We start from the raw sequence: 11,579 nt of genomic DNA, 5'->3' as shown, positions 1-11,579 counted from the left end.
CAGCGTCGGCGGCGGCTCGCCGGGCCGGCGGCCGGTGAGATAGCGCGAATAGTTCTCGATGCCGGCGCAGCTCCCCGTGGCCTCCAGCATTTCCAGATCGAAGGTGGTGCGCTGCTCCAGCCGCTGCGCCTCGAGCAGGCGGCCCTGCGCGTTGAGCTGGTCGAGCCGCTGCTTCAGTTCGACCTTGATCGACTTGATCGCCTGCACCAGGGTCGGACGCGGCGTCACATAGTGTGAATTGGCGTAGATTTTTATGAATTCGAGCTCGTCCTGCCGGTGGCCGGTGAGCGGATCGAACTCCTCGATGTTTTCCACGGTGTCGCCGAATAGGTTCACGCGCCAGGCGCGGTCCTCATAGTGCGCCGGGAAGATGTCGATGACGTCGCCCCGCACCCGGAAGGTGCCGCGGGAAAAGTCGGCCGAGGTGCGCTTGTATTGCAGCGCGACCAGGTCGGCGATCAATTGCCGCTGGTCGATGCGCTCGCCCTTCTTCAGCGCAAAAGTCATCGCCGTGTAGGTCTCGACCGAGCCGATACCGTAGATGCAGGAGACGGAAGCTACGATGATCACGTCGTCGCGTTCGAGCAGCGCGCGGGTGGCCGAATGGCGCATGCGGTCGATCTGCTCGTTGATGGAAGAGTCCTTCTCGATATAGGTGTCGGTGCGCGGCACATAGGCTTCGGGCTGATAGTAGTCGTAATAGGAGACGAAATACTCGACCGCGTTGTCGGGGAAGAAATTCTTGAACTCGCCATAGAGCTGGGCGGCGAGCGTCTTGTTCGGCGCCAGGATCAAAGCAGGGCGCTGCGTCGCCTCGATCACCTTGGCCATGGTATAGGTCTTGCCCGAGCCGGTGACGCCGAGCAGCACCTGGCTGCGGTCGTTGCGCTCGATGCCTTCGACCAGCTCGGCGATGGCCTGCGGCTGATCACCCTTCGGCTCATAGTCGGACTTGATGACGAAGGGCACGCCGCCTTCGCTCTTTTCCGGGCGCGGCGGCCGGTGCGGCGTCCACACCTTCAGCGAGCCGTCGTTCTTGCGGAACTCGGGACGGCCGTCGCGGATCAGCGTCTCCAGCGCCTCGGCGGTGGCCTGCACGCCGAGCGCCTCCATCTTGCTGCGCGGCGGACGGGCGAGCGCCGCGGCGTCATCCTCCTCGGTCGGCAGTCCGAGCTGCCGGGCCAGTTCCGGATCGAGCGTGGGGACTGTGGCCGCGGTGCCGTAATGGGCCTGCGGCGCTTCTTCGACGCCGCTGTGCACGCTGGCTTCATCCGCTTGCGCGCTGTGCTCCCCTCCCCCTTGCGGGGAGGGGTCGGGGGTGGGGGTGGCCACAGGTGCAGTGTCGCTTGGGGTACCCCCCTCCCCAACCCTGCCCCGCAAGGGGGGAGGGAGCGCAGCATCGCTCTTCGAGAGAGCAGTATCGCTCGTGGAAGCATCGCGCCTGGCAACCTCTTCGCTCTTGCCGCGCGTCGAGGCGCGGGCGCGATGCGCGGCGGCCTCGCCGCCGGCGCGGCGGTCGAAGGAGTTGTCCGGCGGCGGCTGCAGGCCGGTCGAGGAACCAAGCCCGCTTTCGCCGCGGTTGATCGCGGGATTGAGCAGCTCGGCGAGCGCCGGCCCGATCGGCTGCACGTCGGGACGATGCGCCTTCGACTTCGGGGTTTTAGGGGGCTTTTTCGGAGCGTCAGGATTCTTCGCCATGGCGGGCAATATAGGCATAAACCCGCCGCTTGGCAGTGACCTCTCCGTCGTTCCGTTCAGGCTGCTGACAGGATTTGGTCAGGGCCGGTCCCGCCGGCCGGTCGGCGAGGCCCCTGGGAACCCGAGATGATCCGTCGCGCACAGCCGTCGGGCGCCGCGCCTCAGCCTGCGACCAGAGGCGGCTGCTTGATGATGTCGAGGTGGATGCTGTGGCATCGATTGCATTGCAGCGTCCAATATTCGGAAGCCTTTCGGCCACCGAAGACGCGCAGCACCGAGAGGCGTCCCCTGCATTCCGGGCAGTGCGATCGCACGGCCGATGCCGGCTGCGCATGTTGCGCGGTTTCGAGCTGTGTCATTGATGAGTGCCCCTTCCCAGACTTAAACAGCGGCTGCGAGTTTTGGGGCCGGCATGCCCGGGTTGCAGGCCCAACGCAGCCCGAAACGGTCGATGTGGCTCTTGGCATCGGCGATGGCCGCCTGGCTGCTCGACCAGGCGAAGCCAACTTCGAGCGACGGAAAGCTGACAGCGTTGATCACCAGCGGGGCGCGATCGGCACGCCGGATTCTGGCATGCCAAAGCCCTCGTCCAGCCTCGAAACATTCGATGGCGAAGTCGTCGTAAAGGCAGGTCATGGCCGCGTCCCCTTCTGGAACGGCGAGACAAGCACGGGCCGCCTGCCCCGAAATGTGAAGCCGTTCACAGGTGAGACGGTTTTTGTCGGTCGAGCTGCAGGCCGACCGGTCGGCCCGGGCGATCATCGGACCGGGCAACCTGCCGGCGGGCGCAGGCCCCCGCCCGCCATGTCGGCGCGGGCGGCCTCGGACGATTTTGGGGTGGAATCGAACTCGGGGTCCGATCAAGACATCGCGGGCCAAGGACGATCGTTCCTGAGCAGTTCTCTGTATCGCCGATGCAAGCAGTCCCGGCTGGCGCCGCGGATTCGTCAGCAGCGTCTACCGGCTGATGACATCATCAGCGACCGCGCCATGTCGATGACACATTCGTGCCAAGCCTTCCGTGCCAAGCCTTCCGTGCGAAGACTTCCGTGCGAAGACTTCCGTGCAAGACGCGATGGCTTCGCGCCGATCGCTATTCATTTCACGAGGGCGACGAGCTGGCTGCGCTTGGAGATGCCGAGCTTGGCATAGATGGCGCGAAGATGATTGCCGACCGTGTGCTCGGAAATGCCGAGGCGCGAGGCGATGGCCTTGTCGGACAGCCCGAGCGCTGCGAGATCGACCAGGTCGCGCTGCCGGTCGGTCAATGAGTTCAGGCGAAGCACCGCCGGCGCGACCGCCCTGGTCTGGAAGTACAGCGCGTAGACCACGGGTGTGATCAGTTCGAGCGCGGCCAGCGTCTGATCCAATCGGTTCTTCGGCACGCCGGAAAAGCCCAGATGGACGCCAGTGTTGGCAAACGGATCGATCACGCCGGTCTGGGCAAGGGCGCCCAGGCCGTAGCGGTCGAGGTCGTCGATCTCGATCTCCGACAGCGCGATCCGCGCGCCCGCCGAGTCCGTGGCGATGGTCTTGTCGAGCACCATGCCCCTGCGATGCGAGAGCCACCAGGCGATGCAAGGTCGCGCCTTGACGTCGATCGCGGGAGAACGGCTCGCCATGAATTCGGGGCCGTGACCGCTCGAAATGGCGGAACGCATGTGAGCGCGTCCGCCCGAAACATAGCCGTAGGCGCCAAAGAACTTCTCGAACGGAAAGAATCGCCGCAACGGTCCGTCGAGCCAGCCCAGGAAGTCGGCTTCCGTGACGGTTCCGCCGGGAATCTCGCGGAGCGCACACAGCCAGGCGCCGGCGTCGATATCGGGATGCGTGTCGACGGTGCAGGCCTGCACCGGTTCGCAGCCGTTCCGAATAAGACCGTGCATCGGGCTCTCGAACGATCAATTCCACCCGCAGCGGTGCATCATGCAACACGCTGCTCTCACGCGAGTACGTAACATGCCTTCCCGGCGTTTCGCTCGTCTGTGGCGCGGCCTCGGTCGTCGCGGCAGGGGACCGGCCATCCAAACATCTCTCGTGGCCTCAACGGGACCCACGTCGCAGCGGCCGCAACACGCAGAAACATTGGCACGAACGAGCGCTGAGCCGCAACGTTCATGTTGGAGACATCACGTTGTCAACAATCAGAAGGAGAAGGTTCCCGTAAACAGGGCTTACGGTTTGTTTCTCGCAGCCATGGTTGCGGACGGAGTGCTCCGCTCGCTCTGGTGTTTCGGCATCGGACGCGCCGTCGGTTCCGCTGCCGCGCGGACGATCCAGCGGCGGAAGGCGGCGAAGTCGCGCTGGGTGGTCTGAAAACTGCGATAGAGCAGGTACCAGCGCATGCCCTTCGGCACGGCGAGAGCGAAGGGCGCAACCAGCCGTCCGGCGGCGAGATCGTCGTCGACATAGGGCCTGATGCCCATCGCGACGCCGAGGCCATCGGACGCCGCCTGCAGTGCGTAGCCATAATAGCCGAACTCCGGCCCCCGCGCGGCGATGCGCGGAACGCCGGCGGCCTTCAGCCATAGCGGCCAGTCCTCGGCGGCGTGCGCGACACGCAGCAGCGCCGGTCCCTTCAGGTCGGCCGGACGTTTCAGCGACGCTGCGAGCTGCGGGGTGCAGACCGGCGTGAGGTCGCCGGCGAACAGCGGCTCGGCGACCAGCCCGGGCCAGTTGCCGTCGCCGAGCTTGATGCCGCAGCTCCAGTCGTCGCCGAACGGCGCGGCGGCGCCGCCCATGGTGATGCGGACGTCGATGTCCGGCTCCTGCTTGCGAAACGAGGCCAGCCGCGGGATCAGCCAGCGCATCGCAAAAGTCGGCCCGACGCCGATGGTCAGCACGCGGATCTTTGAGGCCGCGGTCACCTGCGCGGTCAGGCTCGCCAGCGCATCGAAGATCGGCGTCAGCCCGCCCTGATAGGCGCGGCCGGCCTGGGTCAGCGCGAGGCGGTTCGCCTTGCGCTCGAACAGCGCGACGGCGAGCCGCTGCTCCAAGAGATGCACCATCCGGCTGATCGCGGCGGCCGAGACGTTGAGCTCGGATCCGGCGGCGGCAAAACTGCCGGTGCGCGCGGCCGCCTCGAATGCCTTGATGCCGTTGAGAAACAGAAGCCGCCGCACGTTGCCTTCCCCTTGCGCCTTCCCCGCCTCACCATCAGGAAAACTGAGGCTTGGGCAAGATAACTCCGTTTGCGCCCGCCGCACAAGCGGCGCACTACGATTGCAGGGGATTCGGAGACTTAGATGGCGCCGCTCGTGATCATGGCACTCGGACTTCTGATGGTCGCGACCGCGTTCCTGTCCGGCCTGTTCGGCATGGCGGGCGGGCTGATCCTGATCGGCGTGCTGCTGGCGCTGATGCCGCTGCCGGCTGCGATGGTGCTGCACGCGATCACGCAGATGGCCTCGAACGGCTGGCGCGCGCTGCTGTGGCGGGCGCATATCCGCTGGCGGCCGGTTTTTGTCTACCTGATCGGCTGCGCGCTGGCGCTCGCGTTGTGGTCGCTCACCCGCTACGTGCCGGACAAGCCGGTCGCGCTATTGATGCTCGGCGTCACGCCGTTCATGGCGCGGCTGATGCCGGCGGGCCTGAAACCCAATCCCGACAGCATCGTTCAGGGCGCGTGCTACGGCACCGTCTGCATGGGGCTGATGCTGATGACCGGCGTGTCGGGCCCGCTGATGGACACGTTCTTCCTCGGCGCGAAATTCGACCGCCGCTCGATCGTCGCCACCAAGGCGACCTGCCAGGTGGCGAGCCATTTTACAAAGCTGATCTATTTCGGCGGCATCATCGATCAGGCGGCATCGCTCGATCCGGTGCTCGCGACTGTGGCGATCTTGGCCTCGATGCTCGGCACCTCGCTGGCGCGGCGCATCCTGGAGGCCATGAGCGAGCAGCAGTTCCGCACCTGGGCGGGCCGGCTGATCACGACGATTGCGAGCTACTACATCATCTATGGCGCCTGGCTGCTGTTTTTCGCGCGCGAGTCCGTCGCTGCCAATTAGCGCATGATCCGGAAAAGTGTGCAGCGGTTTTCCGAAGAGATCATGCGCAATCGAGAAGGAGAGGAGCGATGACAGAGACAGCCGATCCGCTGGTGCTCGACTTCGTCGAATGGATCGCCAGGGAGCCGCGGGTCTATTCGGAAGTGGTCGCGACCTGGAAGACCTCCTGTCCGCGGCTGACGATCTGGGAGGATGCGGCCGACCATGGCTATGTCGTGCGCGAGACCATCGCCGGCTTCGGCCTCGTCGTGACCATCACCGAGGACGGCGAGAAGTTTCTGCGCGCCAACGGCCGGATCGGCTGATCGCCCGGGGAGTTCGTCTTGATCTTTATGCTTTTTGCTCGGCGTTCATTGCAGCTCTGACGGCTCCGCGGATCACGGTTGCGCCCTTTGGTGGCGCGCGGCATTGACTTGGCCACGATCCGGCGCGAAATTCATGCAATCGCATCTAATTCGCAAGCAGGAAGCGCCGCCATGATCGATCTGTATTACTGGACCACGCCGAACGGCCACAAGATCACGATGTTCCTCGAGGAGACCGGCCTCGCCTACAAGATCTTTCCGATCAACATCGGCAAGGGCGAACAGTTCAAGCCGGAGTTTCTGGCGATCGCGCCAAACAACCGCATTCCGGCGATGGTCGATCACGAGCCGAAAGGTGGAGGCAAGCCGATCTCGATTTTCGAATCCGGCGCCATGCTGCTCTACCTTGCCGAAAAGACCGGCAAATTCCTCACCGCCGATCTCCACGGGCGCTATGACGCGATCCAGTGGACGTTCTGGCAGATGGGCGGGCTCGGGCCGATGGCCGGCCAGAATCACCATTTCCGCAACTACGCGCCGGAAAAGCTTCCCTACGCCATCGATCGCTATGTCAACGAGACCAACCGCCTCTATGGCGTGCTCAACAAGCGCCTCACTGACCGCGCGTTCATTGCCGGCGACTATTCGATCGCCGACATGGCCTGCTATCCCTGGGTGGTGCCGTACAAGAACCAGGGACAGGAGATCGACGACTTCCCGCATCTGAAGCGCTGGCTGGAGGCGATCCGTGCGCGGCCTGCAACCGAGCGCGCCTATGCCAAGGCGAAGGAGGTCAATCCGAACTTTGGCCAGCCCGCGATCCGCACCGAGGAGGAGCGCAAGATCCTGTTTGGACAGACCGCCGCCGTGGTGCGGTAACGGTCTTCGTCATTGCGAGCGAAGCGAAGCAATCCAGACTTTCACCGCGGTGACACCCTGGATTGCTTCGGCGCAAGCGCGCCTCGCAATGACGGTCGCATTGGGGCGTGTCCTCGACCACGACCTCGCGCGGTTTGACTCCGCAGCTAATTTTTGATATCATAAATATATCGAAAAAAATCCGGGAGATCGCGTATGTCCACGGCCCCTGTGTTGGCTCCGACCCGCGGCAGCACCGTCGTCGACAGCGACCTCAAGGCTGTCAACGGGTATGCGATGCTCGCGATCGGCCTTGCTCTCATCGCGCTGTTCGCGTGGCTCATCCCGACCGGCTTCGACAACAACGGATACGCTCTACCCCGGGTCTGGCTCCTGCTGCTCGCGATCCTCATCGTCGCCGTGGCCACCGCCAAAGGCCTCGTCATTCTCCAGCCGAACGAGAGCCTCGTCTGCCTGCTGTTCGGCAGCTATGTCGGCACTGAACACCGGCCCGGGCTCTGGTGGGTCAACCCTTTCAATTCGAAGACCAAGGTGTCGCGCCGCCTCCAGACCCTGGAGTCCGGTCCACTCAAGGTCAACGATGCGGCCGGCAATCCGGTCGACATTGGCGCGGTGGTCGTGTGGCGCGTCGAGGATGCTGCAAAGGCGCTGCTCGAGGTCGGCTCCTATGCCGACTATGTCAAAGCCCAGAGCGAAACGGCGCTGCGGCGGATGGCGAGCGTGCATCCCTATGACGAGGTCGAGGCGGAAGAAGCGGTCGAGCAGGGCGGACATCCGCCGATGACCACCGTCAGCCTGCGCGACGGCGGCGATGCCATCATCGAAACCCTGCTGAACGAAATCCGCACGCGAATGGCGCCGATCGGCGTCTCCGTAGTCGAAGCGCGCATCTCGCATCTCGCCTATTCCTCAGAGATCGCCGGCGCCATGCTGCGCAAGCAGGCGGCAAGCGCCGTGGTCGCGGCCAGGCGCATGGTCGTGAAGGGCGCCGTCTCCATCGTCGAAGATGCGCTGCGAGAGCTCGACCAGAAGAAACTTGCCGACGCCCTCGATCCGGAGCGAAAAGCCGCGATGATCTCGAATCTGCTCGTGGTGCTGGTCGGCGACCGCGAGGTCACTCCGGTGATCAATACCGGCACTCTCTATTCATGACCCGTCATGGCGCAGCGAGGACGGCCCCCGGGCCCGGAACGCATTCCCTTTCCGCTCCGGGCGGAGAAAGCGATTCTTGACGCGGTGAAACGCTGCGCCGTAGCCGATCTGCGCAGCGTCAACGCCGAAATCGAGATCCTTCTCCGCGAGGCCCTGGCGCGCCGTGGAATCCGGATCAAGCCGCCGGACGAAGGTGACAGCGGCGAATGACGTCCGGGTTGCTTGCTGCTCATCGTGGCCGCCGGTTTCCGGTCCTGCGTCATGCCGCGCCGGCAGAATGCCGTCGCGCCGGCGGCGTTGCTCCAAACCAAAAACGATTGCGCCGCGTGCCGCCGTAGCGCATTGTCGCGCCGGTCTTTTTTGACAGGATTGCCGGGCATGCAGGCGGATACCCCCTTAAGGGCCTTTCTCACCGTCGCCGAGCCGCAATTGTTCGTCGCCGACATCAAGGCCGCCTGCGATTTCTTCGTAAAGCTCGGCTTTGCGATCGAGTTCACCTATGGCGAGCCGCCCTACTACGCGCAGGTGAAGCGCGATGCGGCGCGCCTCAACCTGCGCTGTGTCAAGCAGCCGGTGATCGATCCTGTTCTACGCGACCGCGAGGAACTGCTGGCGGCGTCGCTGACGGTCGCAACCGCCGCCGAGATCAAGCAGCTGGCCGAGGAGTTCGAGGCCGCGGGCGTCGTGTTCTTTCAACCGCTGAAGCGCGAGCCCTGGGACGCACTGGATTTCATCGTGAGGGATCTCGACGGCAATCTCCTGCTGTTCGCTGGGCCGGCCGACCGCTGATTGTCGATCTTGTCCGGCAAGCGGTAAGCGCCACGGCGACGCTGCCCGCGACTGAGTTCGACCGTCAGTTGCCGCGGGCGGCTTGGGCGCCGCAACGTGCGCCCGCCTCTGCAACATCCGTCTGCGCGTCCGCGGCCTCGCACAGGCAGGCTCGGCACAAACAGTCTTCGCCCGCACGCGGCATCGGCAGCCGCGCGGATTCCTTCGCGCACCAGCAAGCCTCGTCCCCAATGCAGGTAAATTCAGTGCCGCATCGATGACAGGCGAGATGCCGCGCTTTGCTTCCTAACCAATTGTTCATGATTCCCACTCATCGCCTGCCGCGTTTTTAATGTCGGGTTCATCTGCTGTCGCAGTATAGTTTGGTCGCGCAGTTCGAACCAAGGTTAGAGGAAAAGACGATGACCCGCGATTCGCAAGCTGCCCTTGTCGCGCTCAACCGTTTCGGGTTCGGTGCGCGCGGCGGTGCATCCGGCGACTTCGTCAATGCGGCCACCGATCCGCGCGGCTTCGTCAAGTCCGAACTCGGCCGTCCGAACGGCGCCCTGTTCGAGGTCCCCGGATTGCAGTCGACGCCGGCGCTGGGGGAGGCGGTATTCGCTTATCAGGAAGAGCAGAAGAAGGCGCGGGAGGCGAAGGCGGGCGCGCCCGCATCGGAAGGAGCGCCGCAACCATTTCCTGCCGACGCCAATGCGCGGATGCGCGCGCCTGCGCTCGCCAACGCGGCATCCGATATCGCCGGCAAGGATAGCGGGATGAAGCCGGCGGAGGGCGGGAGCGCCGCGGCCTCGAGAGCACCGAATGCAACTATGCAAGCGGATGGGGCGAAGCAGGCCGCGCAGCCGCAGCAACCGCAAAACGTCATCCAGAAGACGTTTCGTGCCGAAGCATTGGCCAGGCTGCAGCGCGCCGTACTTGCCGATTGCGGATTCACCGAACGGCTGGTCACCTTCTGGTCCAATCATTTCTGCATCTCGGCCGAGAAGGGCGCGCTGGCGCGGATGTGGGCCGGCTCGTTCGAACGCGAGGCGATCAGGCCGCATGTGCTCGGGCGTTTCGCGGACATGCTGAAGTCCGTCGAACAACATCCGGCCATGCTGTTCTTCCTCGATAATCAGCAGTCCCTCGGCCCGGACTCGCGCGCCGGCCAGAACCGCAAGCGCGGCCTCAACGAAAACCTCGCCCGCGAAATCATGGAGCTGCACACGCTCGGCGTCGGCGGCGGCTACACCCAGGAGGACGTCACCGCACTCGCGCGCATCATCACCGGCTGGAGCTTTGCGGGCCGGCAGGGCAAGCTCGGCGAGCCCGGCAGTTTCGTGTTCAATGCCAACGCCCATCAGCCGGGACTTCAGAGGCTGCTCGGCAAGGTTTATGAGCAGGGGGGCATCGCACAGGGCGAGGCCGCGCTCGCCGACATCGCACGGCATCCGTCGACCGCAAAATTCATCGCCACCAAATTCGCCCGGCATTTCGTCGCCGATGATCCGCCGCCTGCGCTGGTGGCGCGGCTGCAGGAGGTGTTCACGCGAACCGATGGCGACCTCCGGGCGATGACGCTGGCGCTGGTCGATGCCGACGAGGCCTGGAGCGCGCCGCCGACCAAGCTGCGCAGTCCGTATGAATTCCTGGTCGCGGCCGGGCGGGCGCTCGCCCGCGTTCCGGATGAGCCCGGCCTTTATCTCGGCGCGCTCAACACGCTCGGCCAGCCCCTGTGGTCGCCGGCGGGACCGAACGGCTTTGCCGACACCAATGCGGCCTGGGCCGCGCCGGAGGGCATGAAGCTCAGGCTCGACATCGCGGCGCAGATCGCATCGCGCGCCGGCAACAATGTCGACCCGCGCGAGCTCCTGGAACTGGTCGCGGCCGACGCGGCGTCCGAGGAGACACGGCGAACCATCGAGCGCGCGGAATCGCGCCAGCAGGCGCTGGCGCTGCTCTTGATGTCGCCGGAATTTCAGAGGAGATGATTATGGACTGCTGCGAAGCAAGCCGCCTGCTCGTCCCATCGCGCCGCGCGCTGCTGCTCGGCGGCGCCTCGTTCGCGGCCTGGGCCTACTTGCCGAAATTCGCGCGCGCGGCCGATGGCCGCGATCCGCGGCTCGTCGTCATCATCCTGCGCGGCGCGCTGGATGGGCTCGCGACTGTCGCGCCCGTGGGCGATCCCGACTACGCCGGACTGCACGGCGCGATCGCGCTGTCGACCGACGGTCCGCATGCCGCCACCGCGCTCGATGGCTTCTTCGCGCTGCATCCGGCGATGCCGGAGTTTGCACGCATGTACCGGGACAAGCATGCGGCTGTCATTCATGCTGTTGCGACGCCCTACCGCGATCGTTCGCATTTCGACGGTCAGGACGTGCTGGAAAGCGGCTTTGCCGGGCCCGGCCGGGTGCAGTCCGGCTGGCTCAACCGCGCGCTGGAAGCGCTGCCGCGCGGCGAGCGCGTCAAGAGCGCGCTGGGGGTCGGCCCCACCACGCCTCTGGTGCTGCGCGGCGCTGCGCCGACGGTCGGCTGGGCGCCCGTCGCGCTGCCGCAGGCCGATGACGACACTGCGATGCGGCTCGTCGCGCTCTACCAGCATCGCGATGCGGCGTTGGCCTCCGCGTTGTCGCAGGGCCTGCAACTGGAAAAGGCTGCGCTTGGCGACGACATGAAGCCGAAGTCCGGGGCCAATGGCGCGGCCGCGATGCGGCAGGTGGCGCGCGGCGCGGCCAAGCTGATGGCCGCCGATGACGGACCGCGC

Annotated in this window: 13 protein-coding genes; 8 read left to right on the top strand and 5 right to left on the bottom strand. The window is 65.5% G+C overall.

Going from position 1 to position 11,579, the window contains the following annotated elements:
* The 4 genes from JOZ76_RS13900 to JOZ76_RS13880 all read right to left on the bottom strand — a co-directional run.
* A partial coding sequence (locus JOZ76_RS13900) for a DEAD/DEAH box helicase family protein (protein ID WP_291699202.1) occupies positions 1-1,698 on the bottom strand: 1,698 nt, incomplete at its 3' end.
* A gap of 381 nt (positions 1,699-2,079) precedes the next feature.
* A complete protein-coding gene (locus tag JOZ76_RS13890; RefSeq protein WP_291699199.1) occupies positions 2,080-2,334 on the bottom strand; it encodes a hypothetical protein in 255 nt (84 codons plus the stop codon).
* Positions 2,335-2,795: 461 nt separating this feature from the next.
* Positions 2,796-3,584 carry a helix-turn-helix transcriptional regulator gene (locus JOZ76_RS13885; protein WP_291699198.1) on the bottom strand — a complete coding sequence of 263 codons (789 nt, stop codon included), beginning with the start codon at positions 3,582-3,584 and terminating at the stop codon, positions 2,796-2,798.
* A gap of 288 nt (positions 3,585-3,872) precedes the next feature.
* Positions 3,873-4,820 (bottom strand): LysR substrate-binding domain-containing protein, encoded by a 948-nt coding sequence (locus JOZ76_RS13880; protein WP_291699197.1) that lies wholly within the window; start codon positions 4,818-4,820, stop codon positions 3,873-3,875.
* Between the two features lie 123 nt (positions 4,821-4,943).
* On the opposite strand from JOZ76_RS13880, the gene JOZ76_RS13875 reads away from it, so the two are divergent.
* From JOZ76_RS13875 to JOZ76_RS13850, 6 genes are all read left to right on the top strand, one after another.
* On the top strand, positions 4,944-5,708 hold the full coding sequence (locus JOZ76_RS13875; RefSeq protein WP_291699196.1) for a sulfite exporter TauE/SafE family protein: 765 nt from the start codon (positions 4,944-4,946) through the stop codon (positions 5,706-5,708).
* A 68-nt stretch (positions 5,709-5,776) separates the two neighbouring features.
* The gene (locus JOZ76_RS13870) at positions 5,777-6,013 is read left to right on the top strand and encodes a hypothetical protein (protein WP_291699195.1); all 237 of its coding nucleotides are present in this window, start codon (positions 5,777-5,779) and stop codon (positions 6,011-6,013) included.
* A gap of 171 nt (positions 6,014-6,184) precedes the next feature.
* Entirely contained in the window at positions 6,185-6,892 is a 708-nt protein-coding gene (locus tag JOZ76_RS13865) for a glutathione binding-like protein (protein ID WP_291699194.1), read from the top strand.
* Positions 6,893-7,087: 195 nt separating this feature from the next.
* Positions 7,088-8,044, top strand: a complete 957-nt coding sequence (locus tag JOZ76_RS13860; RefSeq protein WP_291699193.1) for an SPFH domain-containing protein — start codon at positions 7,088-7,090, stop codon at positions 8,042-8,044.
* 6 nt (positions 8,045-8,050) lie between these two features.
* Positions 8,051-8,254 (top strand): hypothetical protein, encoded by a 204-nt coding sequence (locus tag JOZ76_RS13855; protein ID WP_291699192.1) that lies wholly within the window; start codon positions 8,051-8,053, stop codon positions 8,252-8,254.
* Between the two features lie 168 nt (positions 8,255-8,422).
* Positions 8,423-8,833, top strand: a complete 411-nt coding sequence (locus tag JOZ76_RS13850) for a VOC family protein (protein ID WP_291699191.1) — start codon at positions 8,423-8,425, stop codon at positions 8,831-8,833.
* A 64-nt stretch (positions 8,834-8,897) separates the two neighbouring features.
* Here the strand turns inward: JOZ76_RS13850 and JOZ76_RS13845 are convergent, their stop codons facing one another.
* On the bottom strand, positions 8,898-9,134 hold the full coding sequence (locus tag JOZ76_RS13845; protein WP_291699201.1) for a hypothetical protein: 237 nt from the start codon (positions 9,132-9,134) through the stop codon (positions 8,898-8,900).
* 100 nt (positions 9,135-9,234) lie between these two features.
* On the opposite strand from JOZ76_RS13845, the gene JOZ76_RS13840 reads away from it, so the two are divergent.
* Both JOZ76_RS13840 and JOZ76_RS13835 read left to right on the top strand, forming a co-directional pair.
* Positions 9,235-10,803, top strand: a complete 1,569-nt coding sequence (locus JOZ76_RS13840; RefSeq protein WP_291699190.1) for a DUF1800 domain-containing protein — start codon at positions 9,235-9,237, stop codon at positions 10,801-10,803.
* Positions 10,800-11,579, top strand: a 780-nt coding sequence (locus JOZ76_RS13835; RefSeq protein ID WP_291699189.1) for a DUF1501 domain-containing protein, incomplete at its 3' end; no start/stop codon positions are given. The genes JOZ76_RS13840 and JOZ76_RS13835, both read left to right, overlap by 4 nt.

This window comes from Bradyrhizobium sp. (assembly GCF_019244115.1).
Lineage (GTDB): Bacteria > Pseudomonadota > Alphaproteobacteria > Rhizobiales > Xanthobacteraceae > Bradyrhizobium.
This window is presented reverse-complemented; position numbering and strand designations above follow the sequence as displayed.

What these genes read in the sequence shown, in the direction of transcription:
- JOZ76_RS13850 (WP_291699191.1), top strand. Translation starts at nt 8,423, where the DNA reads ATGCAGGCGGATACCCCCTTAAGGGCCTTTCTCACCGTCGCCGAGCCG.
- JOZ76_RS13840 (WP_291699190.1), top strand. Translation starts at nt 9,235, where the DNA reads ATGACCCGCGATTCGCAAGCTGCCCTTGTCGCGCTCAACCGTTTCGGG.
- JOZ76_RS13855 (WP_291699192.1), top strand. Translation starts at nt 8,051, where the DNA reads ATGGCGCAGCGAGGACGGCCCCCGGGCCCGGAACGCATTCCCTTTCCG.
- JOZ76_RS13845 (WP_291699201.1), bottom strand. Translation starts at nt 9,134, where the DNA reads ATGAACAATTGGTTAGGAAGCAAAGCGCGGCATCTCGCCTGTCATCGA.
- JOZ76_RS13860 (WP_291699193.1), top strand. Translation starts at nt 7,088, where the DNA reads ATGTCCACGGCCCCTGTGTTGGCTCCGACCCGCGGCAGCACCGTCGTC.
- JOZ76_RS13870 (WP_291699195.1), top strand. Translation starts at nt 5,777, where the DNA reads ATGACAGAGACAGCCGATCCGCTGGTGCTCGACTTCGTCGAATGGATC.
- JOZ76_RS13865 (WP_291699194.1), top strand. Translation starts at nt 6,185, where the DNA reads ATGATCGATCTGTATTACTGGACCACGCCGAACGGCCACAAGATCACG.
- JOZ76_RS13890 (WP_291699199.1), bottom strand. Translation starts at nt 2,334, where the DNA reads ATGACCTGCCTTTACGACGACTTCGCCATCGAATGTTTCGAGGCTGGA.
- JOZ76_RS13875 (WP_291699196.1), top strand. Translation starts at nt 4,944, where the DNA reads ATGGCGCCGCTCGTGATCATGGCACTCGGACTTCTGATGGTCGCGACC.
- JOZ76_RS13885 (WP_291699198.1), bottom strand. Translation starts at nt 3,584, where the DNA reads ATGCACGGTCTTATTCGGAACGGCTGCGAACCGGTGCAGGCCTGCACC.